Annotated in this window: 23 protein-coding genes; 9 read left to right on the top strand and 14 right to left on the bottom strand. The window is 72.4% G+C overall.

The features are described from left to right. Positions 1-251: 251 nt before the first annotated feature. The gene (locus ACGF5O_RS26435; RefSeq protein WP_393812348.1) at positions 252-1136 is read right to left on the bottom strand and encodes a MurR/RpiR family transcriptional regulator; all 885 of its coding nucleotides are present in this window, start codon (positions 1134-1136) and stop codon (positions 252-254) included. A 100-nt stretch (positions 1137-1236) separates the two neighbouring features. On the opposite strand from ACGF5O_RS26435, the gene ACGF5O_RS26440 reads away from it, so the two are divergent. Continuing rightward, positions 1237-1419: a hypothetical protein gene (locus tag ACGF5O_RS26440; RefSeq protein ID WP_393812349.1), complete on the top strand. Its 183-nt coding sequence runs from the start codon at positions 1237-1239 to the stop codon at positions 1417-1419. Between the two features lie 66 nt (positions 1420-1485). Here ACGF5O_RS26440 and ACGF5O_RS26445 read toward each other — a convergent pair whose 3' ends face one another. Then, the gene (locus ACGF5O_RS26445; RefSeq protein ID WP_393812350.1) at positions 1486-3813 is read right to left on the bottom strand and encodes an FUSC family protein; all 2328 of its coding nucleotides are present in this window, start codon (positions 3811-3813) and stop codon (positions 1486-1488) included. 144 nt (positions 3814-3957) lie between these two features. Continuing rightward, complete coding sequence (locus tag ACGF5O_RS26450; RefSeq protein ID WP_393812706.1) at positions 3958-4734, bottom strand: polysaccharide deacetylase family protein; 777 nt, start codon at positions 4732-4734, stop codon at positions 3958-3960. 225 nt (positions 4735-4959) lie between these two features. On the opposite strand from ACGF5O_RS26450, the gene ACGF5O_RS26455 reads away from it, so the two are divergent. Then, positions 4960-5643 (top strand): TetR/AcrR family transcriptional regulator, encoded by a 684-nt coding sequence (locus ACGF5O_RS26455; RefSeq protein WP_393812351.1) that lies wholly within the window; start codon positions 4960-4962, stop codon positions 5641-5643. Between the two features lie 87 nt (positions 5644-5730). On the opposite strand, the gene ACGF5O_RS26460 is transcribed toward ACGF5O_RS26455, so the two are convergent. Next, positions 5731-6705, bottom strand: a complete 975-nt coding sequence (locus tag ACGF5O_RS26460) for an alpha/beta hydrolase (RefSeq protein WP_393812352.1) — start codon at positions 6703-6705, stop codon at positions 5731-5733. A gap of 449 nt (positions 6706-7154) precedes the next feature. On the opposite strand from ACGF5O_RS26460, the gene ACGF5O_RS26465 reads away from it, so the two are divergent. After that, positions 7155-7442 carry a hypothetical protein gene (locus ACGF5O_RS26465; RefSeq protein ID WP_393812353.1) on the top strand — a complete coding sequence of 96 codons (288 nt, stop codon included), beginning with the start codon at positions 7155-7157 and terminating at the stop codon, positions 7440-7442. 14 nt (positions 7443-7456) lie between these two features. Here the strand turns inward: ACGF5O_RS26465 and ACGF5O_RS26470 are convergent, their stop codons facing one another. From ACGF5O_RS26470 to ACGF5O_RS26480, 3 genes are all read right to left on the bottom strand, one after another. Continuing rightward, positions 7457-8515: an LLM class flavin-dependent oxidoreductase gene (locus tag ACGF5O_RS26470; protein WP_393812354.1), complete on the bottom strand. Its 1059-nt coding sequence runs from the start codon at positions 8513-8515 to the stop codon at positions 7457-7459. After that, entirely contained in the window at positions 8515-9021 is a 507-nt protein-coding gene (locus tag ACGF5O_RS26475) for an SRPBCC family protein (RefSeq protein WP_393812355.1), read from the bottom strand. Before ACGF5O_RS26475 ends, ACGF5O_RS26470 begins: the two co-directional genes overlap by 1 nt. A gap of 90 nt (positions 9022-9111) precedes the next feature. Beyond that, a complete protein-coding gene (locus tag ACGF5O_RS26480) occupies positions 9112-9612 on the bottom strand; it encodes a winged helix-turn-helix transcriptional regulator (protein ID WP_393812356.1) in 501 nt (166 codons plus the stop codon). 142 nt (positions 9613-9754) lie between these two features. Here ACGF5O_RS26480 and ACGF5O_RS26485 point away from each other — a divergent pair, with 142 nt between their 5' ends. The 3 genes from ACGF5O_RS26485 (at position 9755) to ACGF5O_RS26495 (ending at position 12375) form a co-directional block, all read left to right on the top strand. Beyond that, positions 9755-10453, top strand: coding sequence for an SDR family oxidoreductase (locus ACGF5O_RS26485; RefSeq protein WP_393812357.1), 699 nt, complete (start codon positions 9755-9757; stop codon positions 10451-10453). A 66-nt stretch (positions 10454-10519) separates the two neighbouring features. Then, entirely contained in the window at positions 10520-11917 is a 1398-nt protein-coding gene (gene lpdA, locus ACGF5O_RS26490; RefSeq protein WP_393812358.1) for a dihydrolipoyl dehydrogenase, read from the top strand. Between the two features lie 95 nt (positions 11918-12012). After that, positions 12013-12375, top strand: a complete 363-nt coding sequence (locus ACGF5O_RS26495) for an ArsR/SmtB family transcription factor (protein ID WP_393812359.1) — start codon at positions 12013-12015, stop codon at positions 12373-12375. Positions 12376-12520: 145 nt separating this feature from the next. Here the strand turns inward: ACGF5O_RS26495 and ACGF5O_RS26500 are convergent, their stop codons facing one another. After that, positions 12521-13153 (bottom strand): TetR/AcrR family transcriptional regulator, encoded by a 633-nt coding sequence (locus ACGF5O_RS26500; RefSeq protein ID WP_393812360.1) that lies wholly within the window; start codon positions 13151-13153, stop codon positions 12521-12523. A gap of 147 nt (positions 13154-13300) precedes the next feature. Continuing rightward, positions 13301-13675: a MarR family winged helix-turn-helix transcriptional regulator gene (locus tag ACGF5O_RS26505; protein ID WP_393812361.1), complete on the bottom strand. Its 375-nt coding sequence runs from the start codon at positions 13673-13675 to the stop codon at positions 13301-13303. A gap of 51 nt (positions 13676-13726) precedes the next feature. Here ACGF5O_RS26505 and ACGF5O_RS26510 point away from each other — a divergent pair, with 51 nt between their 5' ends. Next, entirely contained in the window at positions 13727-14164 is a 438-nt protein-coding gene (locus tag ACGF5O_RS26510) for a hypothetical protein (protein WP_393812362.1), read from the top strand. 279 nt (positions 14165-14443) lie between these two features. Then, the gene (locus tag ACGF5O_RS26515) at positions 14444-15304 is read left to right on the top strand and encodes a hypothetical protein (protein WP_393812363.1); all 861 of its coding nucleotides are present in this window, start codon (positions 14444-14446) and stop codon (positions 15302-15304) included. Positions 15305-15330: 26 nt separating this feature from the next. On the opposite strand, the gene ACGF5O_RS26520 is transcribed toward ACGF5O_RS26515, so the two are convergent. The 3 genes from ACGF5O_RS26520 to ACGF5O_RS26530 are packed head-to-tail and all read right to left on the bottom strand — an operon-like array spanning position 15331 to position 18115. Then, on the bottom strand, positions 15331-16740 hold the full coding sequence (locus tag ACGF5O_RS26520; RefSeq protein WP_393812364.1) for a sensor histidine kinase: 1410 nt from the start codon (positions 16738-16740) through the stop codon (positions 15331-15333). Further along, positions 16737-17399, bottom strand: a complete 663-nt coding sequence (locus tag ACGF5O_RS26525; RefSeq protein WP_393812365.1) for a response regulator transcription factor — start codon at positions 17397-17399, stop codon at positions 16737-16739. Before ACGF5O_RS26525 ends, ACGF5O_RS26520 begins: the two co-directional genes overlap by 4 nt. 47 nt (positions 17400-17446) lie before the next feature. Further along, positions 17447-18115 (bottom strand): DedA family protein, encoded by a 669-nt coding sequence (locus ACGF5O_RS26530; protein ID WP_393812366.1) that lies wholly within the window; start codon positions 18113-18115, stop codon positions 17447-17449. 299 nt (positions 18116-18414) lie between these two features. Here ACGF5O_RS26530 and ACGF5O_RS26535 point away from each other — a divergent pair, with 299 nt between their 5' ends. Then, on the top strand, positions 18415-19206 hold the full coding sequence (locus tag ACGF5O_RS26535; RefSeq protein WP_393812367.1) for a hypothetical protein: 792 nt from the start codon (positions 18415-18417) through the stop codon (positions 19204-19206). A gap of 246 nt (positions 19207-19452) precedes the next feature. Here ACGF5O_RS26535 and ACGF5O_RS26540 read toward each other — a convergent pair whose 3' ends face one another. Further along, entirely contained in the window at positions 19453-20610 is a 1158-nt protein-coding gene (locus ACGF5O_RS26540) for a glycoside hydrolase family 3 N-terminal domain-containing protein (protein WP_393812368.1), read from the bottom strand. Between the two features lie 259 nt (positions 20611-20869). Beyond that, entirely contained in the window at positions 20870-23140 is a 2271-nt protein-coding gene (locus ACGF5O_RS26545; RefSeq protein WP_393812369.1) for a M4 family metallopeptidase, read from the bottom strand. Positions 23141-23594 lie beyond the last annotated feature (454 nt).

A 23594-nucleotide genomic window follows, 5' to 3' on the forward strand; every position in this document is an offset into this window, starting at 1 on the left:
TCCCTGCGGCATGCGCACTCTGTTCCAGAACAAAGATCACTCGCTCCCGGACTGCCGGAACACAGTCCAAGGAAGCGAGTAGAAAAACACCTACTCAGGGGTGCCGGTGAAGAACTCGGTCGACTCGACAGAGGTCACACGCATGGGGCTCCTACGAGTACGGGTGGAACCCCATCCTGACATCGAGAGGTGGTTCGATCAACCGAACACATGGTGCCCTGATGGTTCATCCATGCAGGTCGGGGGTGGGCTCAGTACGACCGCCGGGCCTTGGCGGTGTGCTGTCCGGCGATGTGGTCGGTCAACGCCAGTGCGGCGCTGGCCCGTTGGTAGGAGAGCTGGGCGACCCGGACGTACAGGCAGTCGATGAGGAGCAGCACCGAGTGGCGGGCGCCGATGACGCCGGTCGGGAAGCTGGTCTCCGGGGTGGACGAGATGAGGCGGATGTCGGCGGCGCGGGCGAGCGGGGAACGCGGGTCGGAGGTGAGGGCGATCGTCGTCGCGCCGCGCTCCCCGGCCGTCTCGAACGGCTCGGCCGTCTCGCGGGTCGATCCGGAGTGGGAGATGCCGAGCGCGACGTCGGCCGGGGTGAGCAGGGCGGCGGAGGTGACCGCGGCGTGCACCTCGGTCCAGCCGCGTACCGAACAGCCGATCCGGAACAGCCGGGTCTCGGTCTCCTGCGCGACCGCGCCGCTGCCGCCGACGCCGTAGACGTCGATCCTGCGGGCCCGCGCCATGGCCTGCGCGGCCCGCTCGACCGCGTCCAGGTCGATCCGGTCCAGGGTCTGCTGCACGGCCCGCAGGTCCGCGGTGCCGACCACCTTCACCACGCGCTCCAGGCTGTCGTCCGGGGAGACGTCCGGACCGATCTCGGCCGTGCCCCAGTCGGAGACCTCGCCGCGGCCCCGCTCCTGCGCGAGCGCGATCAGCAGGTGCTGGTAGGAGTCGAGTCCGACGGCCCGGCAGAAACGGGTGACGGTCGCCTGGGAGGTGCCGGTGCGGCGGCCCAGCTCCGCGGCCGAACAGTGCGTGACGGCGGCCGGATCCGCCAGGATCAGCTCGCCGACCTTCCGCAGGGAGCCGGCCAGGCGCGGCAGCTCGGTTCGGATCAGCATGGTGACGTCGGTCGAGGGCATGGAGAGACCGTACCCGCCACCTTACGGGTCGTCAGTTGAACACCGGCACCGGAAGGGCAGGCCAGTGCACCGCACGCCGGGCGCGTGGTCCATCGGTCGCGTGACCGTCGAGTCCGCCAACGGGTCCGGGACCGAGCCGGTGAACGCCGAACGCGTCGCCCGCGAGGGCCTCGCCGCGCTCCACCGGTGCACCGGGTCCGCCCGCGCCGAATCCGCCTGCACCGGGTCCGCCCGCGCCGACGTCGCCCGGGCTGCCGGACGGATCCGGCGCACCGCGGGCTGACAGGGCGTCAACCCACCGGCCGGCGGCGCCCGTTCCGGGGAGGTGGGCGTTCTCGGAGCGGCGGGATCACCGCCGCGAGTCGTCCGGCGTCGACGGGGTGTCCGGGCCCGGTGCCGTGGCCGGGCCGGCGGCTGCCCTGCGCACTCGGCGGTGCCGGATCCTCGCCTGGGCCCTGGCGGCCTCGGACAGGGCAGGCTGGAGGCGGCGGGCCGCGTCGACGTGGTCCTCGGTCCAGATGATCCGGACCGCGACGGGGGTGGCCCGGCCCTCCTCGTCGCTGAGTTCGGTGCGGACGGACTCCACGAGCCGCGCGGCGCCCTCGGGCTGGAGCGGGACCGCGTCGGGGACGGAGGAACGGCCGCCGAGGCTCGCCGCGAAGCCGTGGTACCAGGCGGTGACCCGGGCCGCCGAACCGAGGACGGCATGGTGCGCGTCGGCCCGGACGGCCTGGACCCGCGCCAGGTCCTCGCCCTGCCACAGGGAGACCACGGCGTCGGCGGCGAGCCGCAGTCCGACGACCCCGGTGACCAGAGTGGTCGCGCAGGACAGCGACAAGGGCTTGGCACCGCGTTCGGCGAGATAGTTGCGGAACGCGTCGTCGAGGCGGCGCGCGGCGGCGGCAGCCACCCGGCCCTGCGGATCGGGGTCGGCGGTGCCGCGGTGGCCCAGGGCGTAGTCCACGGCGTCCGCGAGGTAGCGGGCGCTGCCGTCGTACGCCTCGGCGAGTGCCTTGTGGACGGCGCCCCGGGCGCCGCGCGGCCAGAAGAACACGGCCACCACCACGCTGACCAGGCAGCCGAGCGCGATGTCCTGGACGCGCAGCAGGGCGATATGCCAGTTCGGGTCGTGGCCGATGTTGAACAGCACCACCAGCGTGACGGTGAACGCGGCCTGCCCGGCGGCGAAGGAGATGGCGGCGGGCGCGATCCCGGCGCACAGCACGGCCACCGGGAGCACGAACCAGAGCGCGGTGCCGTGGTGGCCGATCAGATGCAGCAGCGCGGCACCGATCACCGACCCGGCGACCGTGCCGAGGACGGCGCGGACCGCGTTCTGCCCGGTGCTGAGCGCGTTGGAGCGCAGCACGGACAGGGTGCCAAGGAGCACCCAGAAGGAGTGCCCCACCCCGGTCACCCCGGCCAGGAACACGGCGATGCCGAGGCCGACGGCGCCGCGCAGGCTGTTGTGCAGCCACACCGAGTCGGGCTCAAGATGGGCGGCGGCGCGTTCCCGCGCCGCCGCGAGGGGTGCGGTCAGCGCGCCCGGCTCCCGGCCGAGCAGCCGCTCGGGCCAGCTGCGCTGCCAGGCGGTGGCCGCCAGGTCGACGTTGTCGGCGATCTGCAGCACGGCGAAGCCGAGCTCCTGGGCCCGGAAGGACACGTCGAGCGTGGCGATGAACCCGTAGACCTCGGCCGTACTGGTGCCGCCCGGGTGCTCGGCGGGCACCTGGACGGTGGAGCTGTGCTCCATCCCGGCCAGGGCCGCCCGCAGATCGTTCCCGCGGGTCCGCAGCGGACCGGTGTCCCCGGTCAGGTCCGTCAGCAGATCGCAGGCCGCCTCCAGGACGTGGGCGGCGGCGCGGCGCACGGTGTGCGCGGCCGGATCGCAGGCCGGGGGTTCGTCGGTGTAGTCGGACCGGTCGACGAGGACGGCGCACAGCCAGGTGAGCTGGTCCACCAGCCGGACCAGGGCACGCGAGGTCGCGGACAGGCCGGTCGGGCGACACGTGGTGGCGTCGAAGACGCCGCGCAGCTCCGCGCCGGTCCGGGCGGTGTGCTCCGCCCCCGCCCGGCACCGCTCGGCGTCGGACCCCGGTCCGACCGGCCCGGGCAAGGCCGCACGGATCCGCAGATACCCGGCCGCGGCCCGGCAGACGGCCGCCGCCGGGGCGCTGAGCAGGTCGGCGACGGGACGCGGCCACAGCAGGGCGACGGCGGGCAGGGCCACCGCCCCCGCCAGGCCCGCGCCGGCCAGCCGCTCGGGCAGCTGGGACAGCGGCACGGGAGCGCTGACCGGCAGCACGAAGGCCAGCAGCAGCGCCGTCGAGCTGCCGGCCAGCACCGAGCTGACCACGCCGACGAAGAGGATCACGAACCCGACCACGACGGTGGCGGCCACGGCGAGCCAGAGCCAGGGCGCGGCCAGTGTGCCCAGGCAGATCAGCACCAGCCACGCCACCGCGAGTGCCGCCTGCGCCCGCAGCCGCTCCACCATCGGCCCGGAGTAGTCCACCAGCAGCAGCATCGAGAACGAGCCGAACGCGGCATAGCTCGCCATCGTCGGGGAGTGCAGCACCTCGCCGCACAGGGCGAACAGCGCGGGCATCACCAGCGCCGTACGCCCGGCCCGCCGGGTCGCCGCGAGATCCGGGTCCTTGCCGCGCAACCACGTCACCCACCGTGGTGCCCGCCCCGACATGTCCACCTCCCGCCGGCCCCGCGGCGGGCGGCCCCGACGCCGCACCGCCCACACCACCCATATGCGGTCACCGCCGGGCCGCCCGCAACATTTACCCGGGCCGTGGAGGCAGGCCCGTGCTCAGCGCACCGGGAAGCCGAACGAGTACCCCTGTCCCTTCAGCCACGGCAGCACCTCGCGCAGGGCGGCGACCGTCTCGGAGCGGTCCCCGCCGGCGTCGTGGAAGAGGATGGTCGGCCCGTTCGGCAGCTCCTCCTTCACGGTCGCGACGATGGCGGCGGCGCCGGGGCGCTCGAAGTCCTTCGAGTCGACGTTCCAGCCCAGCGGACGCATGCCGTGGGAGGCGGCGACCTTGCGGCTGTACGGGGTGAAGGCGCCGCCCGGGGCGCGGTAGTAGAGCGGCCGTACACCCCCGGACGCCTCGGTGATCATGCGCTCGGCGTCGAGGATCTGCCGGGACTGGTAGGCCTCGGGCTTGGTGTCCATGGTGACGTCGTGGGAGACCGTGTGGTCGCAGAGCCGGTGCCCGGCCGCCACCACCGCCTTGACCAGGTCGGGGTGGGCCTGCGCCTGCGGTCCGATCATGCAGAACGTGGCCTTCGCGCCGTACTCCTCGAGCACCTGGAGCACCTTGGGGGTCCAGACCGGGTCCGGCCCGTCGTCGATGGTGATGTTCACCCCCCGGGTGCCCCGGTCCGAGGCGTGCGCGATCTCCACCGACACCGCGGCCGGAGCCGCCTTCGGGGCCGGGTGGTGGACCGAAGTCCCGGCCTGCGTCGGCGAGTTGACGGGACCAGCCTGCGCGGTCCAGAGCGAGGCGGCCACGGTCACGGCCGTGACCCCGAGCGCCGCCGCGGCCATCTGGCCGTACCATCCCCGTCCGCCGTGCCGCGCCATGTCCGCCCCGATCCTGGTCGTTGTGTCGATCTCGTGCACCCGTCAGGACGGAAGGCGGCGGGCATCGGATCCCTCCGTTACCGATCACGGACAATTCCGCGTGCGTTCTGCGACAGGCTCTCTGCGAGACCTCTAACGGCGCGGGGGACGATGGGTGTTGGCGGTCCCCGTGGAGCGGGCCGGCCGGCCGAGTTAGTGAAACTACGTTGTGCTATCATCCCGGTCGTGAGTTCGACCCGTCCCCAGCGCGCCCGCAGCGCGGCGGCCAAGCAGCAGCGCGAGCGGGAGATCCTCGACGCCGCTCGGGCCCTCGGCACCGAGCGCAGCGTCCGCGAGGTGACGCTGACGGACATCGCCGCAGCGGTCGGCATGCACAAGTCCGCGATGCTGCGGTACTTCGAGACGCGCGAGCAGATCTTCCTGAACCTCACCGCGGAGGGCTGGCAGGACTGGTCGGCGACGCTGCGCACACGGCTGGCCGAGCGGCCCGGTGCCGGACCCGACGAGGTCGCGGCCATCGTCGCGCGGTCGCTCGTGACGCGGCCGTTCTTCTGCGACCTGCTCGCCCAGGCGCCGCTGAACCTGGAACGCAACGTGTCGCTGGAGTCCGCGTACGCGTTCAAGACGGTCGCTCTCGGCGAAGTCGCCGCCCTGGCGGCGGTGTTGCGCGAGCACCTGGGGATCACCGAGACCGCTGCCACGGACGTGGTCGCCACGGCCACCAGCATGGCCGGGGCGCTCTGGCAGATGGCCGCGCCCGGCACCCGGCTCCGTGAACTCTACGAGTCGCGCCCCGAGCTGGCGCATGCCGTCGTCGACGTCGAGCCCCGGCTCGCGCGCATCCTGACCGCGCTGCTGAACGGCATGAGCGCGGACGCGACTGCGCAGTCGGCCCGTCTGCGGCGGTGACACCCGCGAGCGGACGCGGGCCCGCCGCGTCGGCATGCGGTGACGCGGCGGGCCTGTGGTCCGGTCGGACCGGGAGCGTGGATCAGGCTAGGTGGTGTGCAGGGCCTCCCTGATGGAGTCGACGGCGAGGTGCCGGGCGACGTTCGTGGCGTTCGTGTCGCGCAGGCTGTCGAGCATCATGAAGTCGTGCACCATGCCCTGGACCCGCACCGCGGTGACCGGCACGTCGGCCTCGCGCAGATGGGCCGCGTAGGCCTCGCCCTCGTCGCGCAGCACGTCGGCCTCGTCGGTGATCACCAGGGCCGGCGGCAGCCCCCTGAGGTCGTCCACGGAAGCCTGCAGCGGGGCCGCGTACCGCTCCCGGCGCTGGGCCTCGTCGCTCGTGTACTGGTCCCAGAACCAGATCATGCCGTCCCGGGTGAGGTAGTAGCCGTCGGCGAACTGCCGGTAGGACGGCGTGTCGAAGTCGGCGTCGGTCACCGGGTAGAGCAGGATCTGCGCGGCGAGGTCGATGTCGCCGCGGTCCTTGGCCATCTGGGCGAGGACGGCCGACATGTTCCCGCCGACGGAGTCCCCGCACACGACCATGCGGGTCGGGTCGAGGCCGTACTCGCTGCCGTGCTCCACGATCCACTGGGCGACGGCGTAGTTCTGCTCGATCTGGGTCGGGTACTTGGCCTCGGGCGCCCGGTCGTAGACGGGGAACACGGCCGCCGCCTGCGCCCCGGCGGCCAGCTCCCGCACGAGGCGGTCGTGGGTGTTCTCGTCCCCGAAGACCCAGCCGGCGCCGTGGATGTAGAAGATCACCGGCAACGGCCCGTTGATGCCCTCGGGCTTGATGAGGTGGGCGCGTACGGTGCCCCACTGGCCGGCGTCGATGTCGATCCAGGTCTCGTCGGCGGGGGGTTTGGCCACCCCCTCGCCCGTCTGCAGACCGGCGAGGATGTCACGCCCCTGCGGGGGCGGTACCTCGTAGATCCGCGGGTGCGGTGCGGTGGCGTCGGCGAGTTCGCGGGCCGCGGGCTCCAGGTACGGGGTGGGCGGCGGGGGCAGATCCTTCATGACGAACCTCCAGACAGTGCCGATGCCGCGACGGTGGAGTTCGGCCGGCCGCTCGTCTCCGCGGGCCGCCACCTGGCGAGAGGGGCACCGCGGGTGCGTCGGCGGCGGGGCCGGGCAGGCGGCATCGTTCTCCAGCCTGACACCGGACCGCGCGGGCGGCATCACGTGGCCGGCGCCGTACGGTAGGCCCGCCGCCACGGACCGTGGGGGCGGCCGGACGGAGGCCGCGTGCGGCGTCCGCTCCCGCCGGGCCCCGGCCGGCCAGCGCGGCCGGCTCACCTCGGCGTGGTCCGGAACGCGAGCCACCGTTCGCGATGATCGCATGGAGATGTGCCGAAGGCCTCGGGTGGACCCGGCTCCGGACCGCCCGCGCCCCCTGAAACTGTCGACTGTCAGTCGGTGGCAGCCTGTTCGAGCAGCGTGTGCGCCCAGAGCCCGAGGGAGCAGTCATGAAGTCGCGCCTCCAGTGGACCCACGGCCGCGGCGAGCATGTCGTCGTCGCGCCCAAGAGGGCGTACGCGGCCGAGATCCTGGTCAAGTTCCTCGTCCTGGTCGGCCTGCTGTACCTGCCGGTCCTGCTCTTCCACTGGGGCGAGTGGATCCCGTTCGCCGCGGCCGGCGGCTACCTGCTCTGGGAACTGAGCCGCGTCAGCGACGCCCTCGGCGAGCTCGCCGGCCTCTGGAACGAGCGGCACCGGCAGCGGGAGGAGCCGGCCGGGGCCGAGGTCCGGGACTGACCCGGCGGGTTCGCTCAGTCGTCCCCGCCGACCTCGCGGACCAGTTCGATCGCCCGCCCCAGCGTGGTGAGCCGGTCCTCCAGGGTCTCGCCGGCCGGGTACAGGCGGACGGTGTCGACGCCGGCGTCGCGCCAGACGGCGAGGCGCTCGCGCACCATGGCCTCCGTGCCGAGCAGCGTCGTACCGAGCACCATCTCGTCGGTCACCAGACCGGCCGCGCCGTCCCGGTCGCCGGCCTGCCAGCGCTCGCGCACCTCGGCGGCGACCTCGGCCCAGCCCTGGCGGCTGTAGGCGCTGTTGTAGAAGTTGGTGGACGCCGACCCCATCCCGCCGAGGCTGAAGGCGAGTTCCTTCCTGCGCCCGGCGACCATCGCGCCGAGCGCCTCCTCGTCGGCGGCGAAGGCGACCTCGGCACCCTGGCAGACGTCCAGGTCCGCACGGGTACGACCGCTGCGGGCCAGGCCCTCGTCGAGGTGGGCGAAGTAGGCGTCGGCGGCCCCCTCGGGCACGAAGCTGGTGCCCAGCCAGCCGTCGGCGACCTCTCCGGTCAGCCGCAGCATGGCGGGGGAGAGTGCGGCGAGGTAGACGGGGATGTCGTGCTCGGCGCGCATCGACAGCCGCATCGGGACGGCCTCGCCGCCGGGCAGCGGAAGCGTGAACTCGGCGCCGGAGTACGAGAGCCGGCCGCCGTCGACCACCCGCCGGACGATCTCCACCGTCTCCCGCATGCGGCGCAGCGGCCGGGCGAAGGGGACGCCGTGCAGTCCCTCGATCACCTGCGGGCCGGAGGCGCCGAGACCGAGCAGGAACCGCCCGCCGGACAGGTTGGAGAGGGTGATGGCCGTCTGGGCAACCGCCGTCGGGGTCCGGGTACCGAGCTGCATGATGCCGGAGCCGAGCAGCATCCGGTCGGTGAGCGCCGCGTAGTAGCCGAGCGCGGAGGGCGCGTCGGAGCCCCAGGCCTCGGCGACCCAGCAGACGTCCAGGCCCAGCTTCTCGGCCTCGACGACGAAGTCGGCCGTCCCGGACCAGTGTTCGCCGCCCGAGGCCTCGATCGTGGTCGCCGTCCGCATCACGCCTCCGCCCGCTTCTTGAGCTGCGCGAGGGTGGCGGTGATGCCACGCTCGAACTCCCGCAGCCGTACGAACACGATCTTCTGCTCCTTGTCGGGCATCCGGTCGATGGCGACCGACAGACCGGAACGTCCGGGACCCAGCTGCATCCACTGCGACAGCTCGGTCCCGCCGTCCTTCGGGCGGAGCCGGAACCGCCAGACCGCGGAGGGCTCGGACGGGTCCTGCACCGCCCACGCGAACACCGACTCCGGCTCGCACTCGATCACATGGGAGGTGGTCTCCCACCTCCCGAGCGCCTCGTGTTCACTGCGGCCGACGAACCTGGCGCCCACCGCGGGAGCGGCGGCCCCGTCCAGCCAGGCGACGGACCGGAGCTCCTCGCTCATGTCCGGCATCAGGCCGATGTCGCTGACCAGTGCCCACACCGTGGCCGGTGGGGCGTCGATCCAGGTCCGCACCTCGATTGTGGGTTTGTCCGCGTAGCGTGCGCCCGTCCACTCCAAGACCGTCGGCCTCCTTGCCGTACAGGTTTCCGACCTCAAGAGTTGCTAGATAAGACTTAGCCTGTCAAGAGGGCGGAGGGGGTGTCGTGATCAGTCGGCGCCGAACCGCCGGCGGATGTCCGGCCGCTGCCGGAGCCGCTCGGGATAGCCGGGTCCCATCCGCATCGACGTCTCCTCGGATCTGAGCGGCGTACGGCACTGGGCGCAGACGACCTCGGGCGTGGTGTCGTGGTCGCAGGCCTCGTGGTGGAAGACCACGGGCACGCCCCGCTCCCCGGCCAGCCACCGGTCGCCCCACGCGGACATCGCCGCCAGCACCGCGAACAGGTCCCGCCCCTTCTCCGTGAGGACGTAGTCGTAGCGCGGCGGCTCGGCCTCGTACAGCCGCTTCTCCAGGATCCGCTCGTCCACCAGGCGGCGCAGCCGGTCGGTCAACGTGTTGCGGGCGATGCCCAGTTCCTGCTGGAACTCGTCGAACCGGCGGATCCCGTAGAACGCCTCCCGCACCACCAGCGGCGTCCAGTGGTCACCCAGCAGATCGACGGTCCGCGCGATGGAGCACGGCCACTTGGCGAACGACGTCCGTTTCATGGCACCACGATAGCGAGTCTTGTGAAGAAACCCTGCTGACAGTTGCGTTCTCGGATGTGAGCGGCCCGCGCAGGCCGCAGCATGAAGCGGGGGCCGGGCCGTCCACCGGGTGGCCGTGAACCGTGGATCGAGGTGTCCGACCATGAAGATCGAGGGATCGGTCGCGCTGGTGACCGGAGCGAACCGCGGGATCGGCCTGGCGTTCTGCCGCGCCCTGCTCGCCCGGGGCGCCGCGAAGGTGTACGCGGGCGTACGGCGGCCGGAGGACTTCACCGAGCCGGGGCCGGCGCCGCTCGCCCTCGACGTCACCGACCCCGGGCAGATCGAGGCCGCCGCCCGGACGGCGTCCGACGCGACCATCGTGATCAACAACGCCGGCATCCAGGCCGGGCCGGGCCTCCTTGAGGGCTCCCTGGACGGCGCACGGCAGGAACTGGAGGTCAACTACCTGGGCACCTGGGCCGTCTCGCGGGCCTTCGCGCCGGTGCTCGCGGCCAACGGCGGCGGCGCCCTGGTGAACATGCTGTCCGTCGCGTCGTGGCGCTCGACCTGGCGGTTCCCCAGCTATGCCGCCTCGAAGGCGGCGCAGTGGTCGGTGACCAACGCGCTGCGCGTCGCCCTGCGCGAGCAGGGGACGCTGGTCGTCGGGGTGCACGTCGGCTGGGTGGACACCGACGCCACCGCGAGGGTCGACGAGCCGAAGACGGATGCGGCCGAGGTGGCCGCGCAGACCATGGACGCCATCGCCCGCGACGAGCCCGAGGTCCTCGTCGACGAGACGGCACGCCAGGTCCGGGCCGCGCTGTCCGGCCCGCTGGAGCTCCTCTACCCGACCGGCTGATCGCGCGACCCGATCGTGCGACCGTGGAGTCAGCAGACCTTCGCGACACAACGGTGAGGTGGAGCCATGCAGACCGACTTCGACGTCGTCGTCCTGGGAGCCGGGCCGGGCGGCTACGTGGCCGCGATCCGCGCCGCCCAGCTGGGCCTGCGCACGGCCGTCGTGGAGGGCCGCTTCTGGGGTGGCGTCTGTCTGAACATCGGCTGCATCCCGGCGAAGGCGCTGCTGCGCAACGCCGAGGTCGCCCAGCTGATCCTGCACGACGCGGAGAAGTTCGGCGTGAAGATCAGCGGGGAGGTGGACCTGGACTACCGTGCCGCCTACGAGCGCAGCCGCGTGGTGGCCGACGGGCGCGTCAAGGGCGTCGGCTACCTCATGCGCAAGAACAAGATCGAGCAGTTCGACGGCCAGGGCACCTTCCTCGACCCGCACACCCTCCAGGTACGCATGCAGGACGGCGAGACCAGGCTGTCCTTCCGCTCCTGCATCATCGCGACCGGCTCGACCGTGAAGCTGCTGCCCGGTACGACGCTGGGCCGGCGCGTCGTCACCTACGAGGAGCAGATCCTCTCCGACACCCTCCCGTCCAGCATCGTCATCGCGGGTGCCGGGGCCATCGGCGTCGAGTTCGCCTACCTGCTGCGCTCCTACGGCGTCGAGGTCACGCTGGTGGAGTTCCTGGACCGCATCGCCCCGCTGGAGGACGAGGAGGTCTCGGCCGAGCTGACCAGGCGCTTCAAGCGGCAGGGGATCAAGGTTCTGACCTCCACCGCGGTGCGGTCCATCGAGGAGACCGCCGACGACGTCCGCGTGACCGTCCGTTCCGGCGACTCGGAGCAGGTACTGGAGGCGGAGAAGGTCCTGCAGGCCACCGGCTTCCAGCCGCGCACGGCCGGCTACGGGCTGAACAGCACCGGGGTACGCCTCACCGAGCGCGGGGCCATCGACGTCGACGGGTACTGCCGTACCAGTCAGCCGCACATCTACGCCATCGGCGACGTCACGGCGAAGCTGATGCTCGCGCACACTGCGGAGGCGATGGGCATCGTCGCCGCGGAGAGCATCGCCGGCGCGGAGACCATGGAGCTGGACTACCGCATGATCCCGCGCGCGACGTTCTGCCAGCCCCAGATCGCCAGCTTCGGCTGGACCGAGGCCGAGGCCCGCGCCCAGGGCTTCGACGTGCGGGTGGCGAAGTTCCCCTTCACGGCCAACGCCAAGGCGCACGGCCTCGGCGACACGGTCGGGTTCGTGAAACTCGTCAGCGACGCGCGGTACGGCGAACTGATCGGCGGCCACCTGATCGGACCGGACGTGACGGAGCTGCTGCCCGAGCTGACGCTCGCCCAGAAGTGGGACCTCACGGTGCATGAACTCGCCCGGAACGTGCACGCCCACCCGACGCTGAGCGAGGCGGTCCAGGACGCCCTGCACGGGCTCGCCAGCCACATGATCAACCTCTGACCGGAGGTCCCGGCACCGGTGTCCGCCGCCGGGGGCGGTTACGACGGCGGTCGTACTATGGCTTGACCGCCCAGCAGCCGCCCCGAGGAGTCACCGTGGCCCGCCCCCGTACCGCCGCCCGCACCGTGGAGCACCCCGAGCTGTCCGAGGTCGCGCTCCAGCAGGTGCTGGAGGCGCTGGTGGACCCGGTGCGGCGCACGGTGGTGTCGCAGCTGGCCCGCGCGGGGGAGGACCTGAGCTGCGGGACGTTCGTCGCGCCCGTCTCGCTCTCGACGCTGACGCACCACTTCGCCGTGCTGCGCGAGGCCGGCGTGATCCGGCAGTACTACGTCGGGACGACGAAGATGAACACGCTGCGCACCGACGAGATGGAGCTGCGGTTCCCCGGGCTGCTCTCCGCGGTGCTGTCCGCCGCGGCGCTGGAGGAGGAGGCGGGTGCGGGCCGGACCGGCCGATGACCTTATTTCGATGGTGTTCAAAATTTGATGGCCATCGAACCTTGGGGCAGGGTGAGAGAAGACGCGCGCGGGCTCCTGAGCCCTCCGGTGTCTCCCGCCGGCCGCCCGCGGTGGACCCGTGTGCGGGGTGCCGGCGCGACGGCCGTCAGTGCCCCGGACCCGCCGCCATCCGGGCGGCCGCGTCGTGGATGAGCCGGGCGTGCAGCTCGAACAGGGCCACCAGGTCGACCGAGTCGCCGTTGACCTCGCGGTGCACGAAGAGGCCGTCGGCGCCGGCGACCGCGTACGTGGTGAGGGTGTGCACGTCGTCCTCGGTCAGGGCCGGGAAGAGGCCGGCGATGATCTCGGCGATGCGCCGGTGGGAGATGTCGCGGACCCGGAGGAAGACGGTACGGCCACGGGGCTCGATGGGGCGGCGCTCCAGCGCGAGCATCAGCCCGAGACGCAGGAAGTCCGGGGCGGCGAGGAGGGACCTGGCCACGTTCGCCGCCATCAGGACGACCCGCTCCAGCGGGGTGCCCGCGTCGTCGCCGGGCAGGTCGACGGCCTTGAGCCAGGTCTCGAAGCTGCGCTCGATGACGGCCGCGATCAGGTCGTCCTTGTCCTTGAAGTGCCAGTAGATCGAGCTGGCCGGCAGCCCGCACCTGGCGCTGACGGCCGCGATGGAGGTTCCGTCGTAGCCGCGCTCGCCGGCGATCTCGACGGTGGCGTCCAGGATGCGCCGGCGCGACTCCACTCCGTTCGCGCGCTTCCTGCGCGCCGTCTGCGGCCCGGTCATCTCTGCGCCTCTCGGGGGATCGCGGCGGCCGGGGGCGGGCCGCCTCTGCAACGACCACTCTAATTGGAGCATCCCCTGCAGCAGGAACCGCCTGCCGGTCCCGGCCGCGGCGGCGGGACCGTGTCGCCGGCCGGACGCGCCCGGGTGTCAGCCGTGGCCCACGCGGGCCTCCATCGCCGCCACCAGCCGTCGCAGCGCCTCGGTCACCCGCTCGCGGTCCTCGCCCAGGCCGTCCAGCAGGCCGATCTCCACGGAGAGCTGCCGGGGGAAGAGGTCGTCGACCGCCTTCGCGCCGGCCTCCGTGATGGTGACCAGGGCGGCACGCCGGTCGGCGGGGTTGGGGGTGCGGGCGATGAAACCGCGCTGCTCCAGCCTGCCGAGGGTCTTGCTGACCCCCGCCCTGGACAGCCCCAGCCGCTCGGCGAGGCTCCGGGCGATGAACGGCTCCGTCGCGTGCCGCAGGGGGATCAGCATGTCGACCTCGGGCGCGGTGAGCAGGGCTTCGTTTTCGAGAACCTGCACGGCGTCTCGTCGACCACCTACTCTCTCATTTTCGCCACCAACGCCGTCGCCATGCTGGCCGCCGGCGCCGCCTTCGCCCGCCTGGCCGGCCGGGGCACCCGCCTCAACACCCTGCTCTCGGCCGGGGTCGGCATCGCCCTCCTCGGCGCGCTCGCCCAGGTCCTGCTGGCGGTGACCGTGGGCGAGTCCCTCGCGGGCACCTGGAGCACCCTGTTCGTGACCGCCGGCGGCATCGGCCTGGTCTTCCCGAGCGCCATGAGCATCGGCCAGACGGTGGGCCGTACGGCACCGGGCGCGGCCTCCGCGCTCCTCGGCGGTTTCCAGTTCCTCTTCGGCGCCCTGGCCGCGCCGCTGGTGGGCGTGTTCGGGGAGGACGGCTCCCGGCCGATGGCGCTCGTCATGCTGGGCGCACTGACGGCGGCGGGGCTGGCGCTGGTGGCGCTGGCCCGCCCCTGGGAGGGGCGCGGGGAGCCGGTGCGGGCGGCGTAGCGGGCGTCACGTGGGTCGGTCTCGGCACCGCACGGCGGTCAGGATGCGTGCGGCGAGGTCACCGGCTACTTCTGGATCGTCAAGGTGCTCCGTGTGACGGGCGGCGGGACCGCGGTCTGACCGGACACGCGGGAGGTGTTCAGGATCCGTTCAGGCAGATGCTGGCAAAGTCGGTCAAAGCGACCACTCCTCCGTGGCCGCTCACGGCAGGGCGCGCGTCTCCTCGTACCACTCGCGGAGCGCGCGCCCTGTGGCACGACCGAACAGGAGCCCCCCACCTTGGACCAGTCCGAAGTCCTCACCGGCGCCGCGGCGCAGGGCAGGATCTCGTCGGCGGCGAAGAAACTCCCGGAGGTGACACTGGCGTTCTGGATCATGAAGATCGCCGCGACCACCCTCGGCGAGACCGCCGGCGACCTCTTCGCGCAGACCCTGAAGCTCGGTTACTTCCTCACCACGATCGCGCTGTTCCTGCTGTTCGTGGTGACGCTCGCCGCCCAGCTCCGGTCCCGCCGCTACCACCCGTTCTTCTACTGGACGGTCATCCTGTCCACCAGCATGGCGGGCACCACCATGTCCGACTTCATGAACCGCGACGCCGGCGCCAAGTACCTCTCGGGCGGTGCCACGTCACTCGGCTGGGGACCCCAGGGCCTCGGCCTCGGCTATCCGGTCGGCGCGGCGATCCTGATCTCGATCCTGCTGGCCGTCTTCGCGGTCTGGAAGGCGACCGGCATGACCTTCCGGATCCGGGAGATCGTCACCCTCCGCGGCGAGGCCCTGTTCTGGACGGCGATCCTCGTCTCCAACACCCTCGGCACCTCCATGGGCGACTTCCTCTCCGACAGCTCCGGCCTCGGCTACGCCGGCGGCGCGCTGCTGGTGAGCGGGGGGCTCGTCGTCCTGGCCGCGCTGATGAAGATGCCCGCGGTCCCCAACGTCCTGCTGTTCTGGATCGCGTTCGTCCTCACCCGGCCGCTCGGCGCGACCGCGGGCGACTTCCTGACCAAGCCGGCCGCCAAGGGCGGACTCGACCTCGGTACGGCCGGTTCCTCGGCCGTGCTGCTGGCCGTGCTGCTCGGCCTCATGGCCTACGCGCAGGTCCGGGAACGCCGGACCCCCTCCGGGGCCACGAACTAGGTCACCGCAAAGGGCCGCCCGGCGGCTCATCCGGCGGGCAGGTCGGCCAGGAAGCGGGCCCCCGGGGTGTACGCGGGATCGTGGGACACCTCGCCCCCGACGGACCGGGCCAGGCGCCGCGCGAGCGGCAGTCCGAGGCCCGCGCCGTCGTGCCCGTCCCCGGGATCGGCCCGGCGGCCGGGCTGGAAGAGGTCGCCCACGAACGCCTCCGGTACGCCAGGACCGTCGTCGGTGACGGTGATCCGCACCCCGCCGGGCACCGGACGCGCGGACACGGTCACCGTGGAGTGCGCGTACCGGAGCGCGTTCGCCAGCAGCGGGCTGACGATGCGTTCGAGAAGGGCGGGCCGGACCCCCGCCGACGGCTCCGGATCGGCCGCGTCGACGACGGCCTTCACCCGCTCCGGCGTCCCGAGCCGGTCGACCAGCCGCCGCAGGACCGGTACGACCGCCGTGGCCCCCGGGGCCGTGCCGGTGGTGCGTGCCTCCGCACGGGCGTCGTCCAGGAGGGTGTCGCAGATGGCGCGCATGGCCTGGGCGGCCTCGGCGATCACCTCGTGCGTGGCCCGGGTCTCGGCGCCGGAGCGCGGCCGGGCCCGCCACCAGTCCAGCTCGATGATGATCCGGGTGAGCGGGGTGCGCAGCTCGTGGGACAGCTCCCCGGTCAGCTGCCGCTCGTGCCGCAGCACGGTCCGGATGCGGTCCAGCAGCGCGTCCAGCGAGGAGCCCAGGCCGGCGAGTTCGGCCGGGTGGCCGGCGGCGCCGAAGCGCTCGTCGGAGCCCGCCGCGCTCCACTCGGTGGCCTGGTCCGTCATGGTGCGCACCGGACGCAGTGCCCGCCCGACGGCGAGGCGGGTCAGCAGGTAGGTGCACGCGAGCATGACGGAGTCCAGGACCAGGGAGCCCAGCAGCACGGCGTCCGCCGAGTTGCGGTAGGGCGCGAGATCCAGGGCGGTGACGACCGTCGCCGAGCTCCGCGGCCCGGCCACGGAGTGGGCGCAGAGCCGGACGGACCGGGGATTCCCGGCCGCCACCGTCGTACAGACACCGTCCCCCCGTAAGGCGAGCCGGGCGGCGGCCTCGGTCAGGGTGCCGCCGGCGGTCGCGGACGGGGGCTTCTCCAGGAGCCGCGCCCCGGTGTAGATCCAGACGTTGGCGTCGAGGAGCCGGTCGTTGACGGTCTCCAGGACCCGTACCCGCGAGCCGCTGGTGTCCACGGTGGTGGCGACGGCCGCCGCGCGGTTGCCCAGCTCCGCGTCCGCCTGGTGCTGGAGGTGCCGGTCCATGACGGTGTTGAACGCCACGGTCAGGACGGTCATCAGCAGGGCCGCGGTGGTCACCGCCACGAGCGAGAGCCGACCGCGCAGCGTGCGCGGGGCCATGCGGAGCAGGAGGCCCTTCCTGGCGGAAGGCGCTTCATGACACAGGGCCGTCATGACAGCCGGTGGCCGATCCCGCGCGCCGTCCCGAGGCTCAGGCCGCTGTCCGCCTCGCGCAGCTTGCGGCGCAGCCGGCTCAGGTACTGGTCCAGGGTGTTGTCGCTGACCTGGGCCCCGTCCGGCCACGCCGCCCGTACCAGGTCCCGGCGGCTCACGATGCCCCCGCCCGCGGCCACCAGCGTGGCCAGCAGCCGGAACTCCGTCGGCGACAGCTCGACCAGGATCCCGCCGACGCGCGCGCTGTGCCGGGTCGCGTCCAGGACCAGGTTCCCGGCCGTGGCCACCGCCGGCGGACCGGACCGCTTGAGGGTGGCCCGCAGCCGGGCGGCGAGTTCGGCGAGGTGGAACGGCTTGGGGAGGTAGTCGTCGGCGCCCGCGGAGAACCCGGAGAGGCGGTCGGTGAGGTGGTGGCGGGCGGTGAGGAAGATGATCGGGGCCGCGAACCCGTTGGCGCGCATCGCCTGGCACACGTCCCGGCCGTCCGCGTCCGGCAGCCCGACGTCCAGGACGACCGCGCCGATGTCGTCGCCGGCCAGCCGCAGGGCGGTGGCGCCGTCGGCGGCGGGCACGGGCTCGAAGCCCTCGTCGGCCAGTCCGCGGCGCAGCACGTCCCGCAGGGCGTGGTCGTCCTCCACCACCAGGATCTTGTGACGCATGGTCCTCCGTCGCAGCTACGGCCTTGCCGCGGCCGGGGTCGGGACGGTCACCCGCGTCCCTCTTCGGACCCGGCGGCGCGCCGGCCCCGGTACACCTCGGAGAGGACGGGGACCAGCGACACGACCACGATCAGCGCCACCAGCGGCAGCAGGTACCGGTCGACGTTCGGGATCGACGAGCCCAGCGCGTAGCCCGCGAGGGTGAGGCCGAGACTCCACACGAGTCCGCCCACGACCTGCCACTGGGTGAACGTCCGCACCGGGACCTCCAGCGCGCCCGCCATCGGGTTCAGCACGGTGCGCACCACCGGCACGAAGCGCGCCAGGACGATCGCCTTCGCGTGGCCGTACCGGTCGAGGAAGTCCTCGGCGCGCCGCACGCCCTCGTGCAGGCGCCCGGAGCGGCTGCGTGCCAGCAGGGCCCCGCCCGCCTTCCGGCCGAGCAGGTACCCGAACTGCGCCCCGGCCAGCGCGCCCACGGCCGCGGCCACGAGCAGCGGTCCCAGGGACAGGTGCAGGCTCCCCTGCGCCGAGCCGGTGCACAGCAGGCCGGCCGTGAAGAGCAGGGAGTCGCCCGGCAGGAAGAACCCGATCAGCAGCCCCGTCTCGGCGAACATCACCACCCCGACGCCCAGCACGCCGAAGGCCGACAGCAGCGAATGAGCGTCGAGCACGTTCACGGCAAGCTGTGACGCCGCGACGATCGGTGTGGTCATGAACGGGGGCCCTTTCCGGCGGACGGTCTCACCTGAACACCTGAACGACTACAACTTTGTAGACGTCGTACGGAACTCTAGACGATCGCAGCCGGGCGGCGGGGCGCCCGCGGACGCGGCAATCACCGTCGAACACACCTGCGTACCACCTGCTCGACCACCGTGACCAGGGAGTTCCCTGCGGCATTCAGGTTGCGTTCAGGCCCGGCGCGCGGATCTGAAACTCATGCACCAGAGGCGCCAAAACATTGGCAAAGACATCTGTGGCACCGGGTGCGCGGCATGTCATCGTGCCGCTCATGACCACAGAGCACCTCCTCGACGACCGCTCCCGCGTTCCCCTGCGCACCATGGCGAACAAGGTCCCGGAAGTCACCGTCTACTTCTGGATCATCAAGGTGCTCACCACCGGGATGGGCGAGACCGCGTCCGACCTGCTGGCCCGGGTCCTCGGCCCGATCCCGGCCGTCGGCCTCGGCGCTCTCGCCCTGACGGTCTCCCTGGCCGTGCAGTTCGCGGTCCGCCGGTACATCGCCTGGGTCTACTGGACCGCGGTCGTCATGGTCAGCGTCTTCGGCACGATGGCCGCCGACGTCCTGCACGTGGGTCTCGGCGTGCCCTACGCGCTGTCCACCCCGTTCTTCGTCGTCGTGCTGACCGGAGTCTTCGCCCTCTGGTACGCCGTCGAACGGACCCTGTCCATCCACGGCATCCGCACCCGCCGCCGCGAGGCCTTCTACTGGGCGACCGTCCTCGCCACCTTCGCCCTCGGCACCGCCGCCGGCGACCTGACCGCCACCGCGGGCCTCGGCTACTTCGGCTCGGTGATTCTCTTCGCCGTGGCGATCTGCGTCCCCGCGATCGCCCACCGCGGCGGTGCCCTGAACGCCGTGGCCGCCTTCTGGACGGCCTACGTCATCACCCGGCCGCTCGGCGCCTCGCTCGCCGACTGGATGGCCGTCGGCCACGGCCGGGGCGGGCTCGCCCTGGGACTGGCTCCGGTGACCCTCGCCTGGACGGCCGCCATCGTCTGCTTCGTCGGCTACCTGGCCGTCTCCCGCCGGGACACGTCGGGACTCGACCCGGCCTGACCGGCCCGGCCCCGCAGGCCCCGCGGCGTCGGCCCGGGCACCGGTGTCACGCCGGGCGGAGCCGAGAACGCGTTTTCCGCGTCTTGCTCTCCGGGGAGTCTCCGCCCGCACCGCGCCGCCTGCCCGGCGCAGCCGGTGCGGCGGAGCGCGTGGCTTCGGCTCGAGGGGAACGGACGTTGCGCCGTGGGTACAAGTGGGTGGACCGTGAACGCGTCCGGCGCTCCGCACGCGTCCGGGCAGCCGGGCTCAACTGCAGGTGAGGCGGCCGGCGTTGACCTTGGCCGTGAGGATGCGGTGGACGGAGGCGGCGACCTTGGTACGGAAGGAGGCGTCCTTCGCCAGCTGGGCCTGCACCCCCTGGACCATCGCCGGCACGGTCGACGCCTTGACCGTGAGGACCATGTCGCCACCCGCGTTGATGAACTGCACCGCCCGCTGCGCCGGGGTGTAGGCGCGGACCGCGACGGCCTGGCCGAGGTCGTCGGAGATGACGACTCCCTTGAAGCCGAACTTGGTGCGCAGCAGCGAGTTGATGACGGTCGGTGAGAACGCCGCGATGTGCTTCGAGTCGATCTTCGTGTACTTCGCCGACGAGATCATCACGAACGGCGCCCCTGCCTTGATCCCGCTCTGGAACGGCTGGAGGCTCGAACTGGACGCGGTGGTCACGGAGTCGACGACGTTCGCGGTGGTGTCGGTGTTGCCGGTCACCTGGCCGAGACCGGGGAAGTGCTTGAAGGTGGTCATCACCTTGGCCGAGTGGAAGCCCGCGGCGAAGGCCCCGGTGTGCGAGGTCACGACGGCGGGAGTGTGGCCGTACTCGCGGTAGTAGCGGCCGATGGGCGCGTTGCGGGTGCCGAGACTCGCCGGCACCACATCGGCGACCGGGGCGAGGTTGAGGTCCAGGCCCGCCGCCTTGAGCTGCCCCGCCCAGGTCGCGGCGCGGCTGCGCAGGGTGGTCGTGCTCCACGAGCCCTGGGTCAGGGCGTTGGGGATGACCGAGAAACCGGGTCCGCTGAGCACCTGGACCTGGCCGCCCTCCTGGTCGGTGGAGACGAGCAGCCCGACCCGGTGCCCGCCGACCGTGTCGGCCTGCGTACGGAAGGCGTCGACCACCTTCCTCGTCGCGGTGGTCCCGGCGGTGCTGCGTCCGGTGAGCATCACGGACCCGACGTGGTAGGTGCGCAGCGTCTGCAGGTCCGCGGTGCTCGGGCGGGTGGCGTTGACCCCGCCCATGAACAGCTGGCCGACGCGCTGGGCCTGGGTCATCTTCGCGTAGACCGTGTCGGCGCAGCTCGCGGCGGAGACCGCGGACACGGGGTGCTCGGTCGCCCCCGCGGCCGGCACGGTGCACACACCGGCGGCGAGCACGGTGGTGACGAGTCCAACAGAGGTGCGGCGCACGGCGGATCCGCCGCGCGCGCGTCGACGAACAGGTGTCCCCACGATGCGCTCCTGACTGATGCGGGTGCACGCCACGGAGACCAACGGGCCGACGGACGACATCGGACCGCATGGCCCGCGACCGGTTCATTCGCACAACACGTTACGCCGTACGGGTGCCGTCAGCACCCGGGCGGAGCCGTTGTCGCGGGCCGCGAGGGCGTCCCGCGACAACGGCTCCCTACATCCGGCCGGGGCCGGGGTCAGGAGAGGCCGAGGCTCAGGGGATGAGCCGCCACTGCTCGATGTAGCCGACGTCGATCGCGGCGTGGTCCTGGACCCGGAGCTTCCAGGTGCCGCTCAGGGGCTGCGCGGAGGCGTCGACGGTAAACGTCTGGTCGACGTTGTCGGCGGAGCCGCCGCTGCGGTTCAGCAGCGAGTAGACCGTCCCGTTCGGGCCGACCAGGTCGACCGTCAGGTCACCCCGGTAGGTGTGGATGATCTTCACGTAGACCTTGGTGGTCGACGAGGCGTTCCCCGTGCGGTCGGTGACGGTGACCGGGGACTCCACCGCGCTGCTGTTGTCGGGGATGTCGACGCGGGTGGCGTTGGCGTAGACGTAGGCCACCTCCCACGCGAAGCTCACCGTGCTGCTCGCGCCGGTGTCGTCGGTGACCGTGACGGTGACGTCGCTGGTGCCGAGGGTGGTCGGGGTGCCCGAGATCAGGCCCGTGTCACTCATCGTCAGACCGTCCGGCAGGCCGGTCGCCGTGTACGTCAGGGCCGCGCCGGAGTTGGTGGTGTAGGCGTCCGTCTGGAGGGACACCGCCTGCCCGACGCCGCTGATCTGGTCCGCCACCGGCGCGATGTTGACGCCCAGCGCGATCCGGCTGCCCACGTTGATCGCCGCCCAGGCGTCGGCCACCGCGAGGTAGGAGGGGCTGTAGGCGCCGAACAGGTCGGCCGCGGCCTGGAGGGTGGCCGTGCGGGCGCCCGCGTAGTTCGTGCTCGACGTCATGTAGGTGGTGAGTGCCCGGTACCAGACGCGCTGGGCGTTGTCGATGCCGATGCCGGTCACCGGCCGGCCGTCGTAGGTGGGGCTGTCGTAGGAGACCCCGTTCACGGTCTTCGCCCCGCTGCCCTCGGAGAGCAGGTAGAAGAAGTGGTTGGCCGGGCCCGAGGAGTAGTGGACGTCGAGGCCGCCCAGCGAGGAGCTCCAGTAGTCGCTGGACGCACCGTCCTTGCTCGGCTTGTCCATGTAACGCAGCGGGGTGCCGTTGCCGTTGATGTCTATCTTCTCGCCGACCAGGTAGTCAGGGACGTCGGCCGGCAGGTTCTCGTAGAACTCCACGGCGGCGGCGAAGATGTCGGAGGTGGCCTCGTTGAGACCGCCCGACTCGCCGGAGTAGGTGAGGCCCGCGGTGGCCGCGGTGACGCCGTGGCTCATCTCGTGGGCGGCCACGTCGAGCGCGGTGAGCGGGTGGGTGTTGCCCGAACCGTCGCCGTACGTCATGCAGAAGCAGCTGTCCTGCCAGAAGGCGTTGACGTAGTTGCTGCCGTAGTGGGCGCGGCTGTAGGCGGCGACGCCGTCGTTGCGGATGCCGTTGCGGCCGAAGACGTTCTTGTAGTAGTCCCAGGTGGCCGCCGCGCCGAAGGCGACGTCCACGCCCGCGGTCTGCCGGTTGGCCGGGGTGCCGTCGCCCCAGACATCGTTGTCGTCGGTGAAGAGCGTGCCGGTGCCGGAGGTGCCCTGGTTCAGGTCGTAGGTGCGGTGTCCGGCGCGGTCGCCGTCGACGAGCTGGTACGTCGAACCGGAGAGCGTGGTGCTGAGCGGCACGGTCCCGTTGAACTGGCCGGTGCCGGTGCCGGTTTCGACGCCCTGGTAGCGGAAGAGCTGCTTGCCGGTGTCCGCGTCGGTGATCACGTGGAGTTCGTTGGGGGTGCCGTCGTCCTGGAAGCCGCCGACCACGGACTCCCAGGCGAGGGCGGGTTTGCCGGAGGCGGCCCAGACGACCAGGCGCGGGCTGCTGTGCACCGTGGGGCGCTCGGCGCCGGCCTTCGCCGCGGTGGTGAGCGCGTGGGCCTTCGCCGTGGCCGAGGAGATCTTCGCCTTGGTGGACGGGAGCGTGAGGGTCGCCTTCGTGGCGCGCGACACCGTGAGGCGGCCGGCGCTGTCGTGCACGATCAGGTCGCCGCCGAGGACCGGCAGGCCCGCGTACGTGCGTGCGTAGCGGGTGTGGATCGTGCCGTCGGCGTCCTGGGCCACGTCCTTGACGAGCAGTTTCTCGCCGGTGCCGAGGCCGAGGGTCCGTGCGGTGTCCGGGGCCTCGGTCGCGGCGGCCTTCAGCAGTGCCGTGCGCTTGGCCGGCGAGAGCGTGGCGGGGGCCGCGCCGGCGTCCGGGGTGGCCAGGATCTTCGCGGGGGCGTGGCCGCCGGGCGCGGCCACGGCGGTGCCGTTCTGGATCCCGGCCACGAGCATGGCGCTCGCGGCTGTCAGCGCCAGGGCCACGGTGTGTCTGGCGCGACGGTGGTGACGGTCCTGCCGGAGCATGCGTTCTCCTTCTGTGGGGTGATCGGGCCCTGGTGGGGCCCGGGAGAGCGGGTCGGCCTGGTGAGGCCGTCCGGCGGCGCGGGTGGGTGGCACGGCTCGAAGCGGGTCAGGTCTTCGCTGCCGTGCGGGGTGAAGTCAGGGAACGGACAGAGGAGTTGTGTGAGACACCTGTGAGCAGGCGGTGAACTTTCGGAGAGCAGATTGACACCCGGCGGTCGCGACTGTCATGACCGCATCAGAACAACGGCTTGAACTGGCGGTTGCGAGCGGCACGTTCGGGCGCCCCGACACCGCTTTTCGGCCGCTGTGCCGACGTGGATCCCCGAGTGCGGGGGCGCGGGACAATGGGGTGCGCAACGGCGCAACGGGTCATCGGACACGCCGACTTGGGAGCGATCAGCTTGGATCTCAGGGGGGAACGGAGAGCCGGCCGGCGAGCGACGGCCGGGCATCA

The organism is Streptomyces sp. NPDC048291, from assembly GCF_043201715.1.
Lineage (GTDB): Bacteria > Actinomycetota > Actinomycetes > Streptomycetales > Streptomycetaceae > Streptomyces.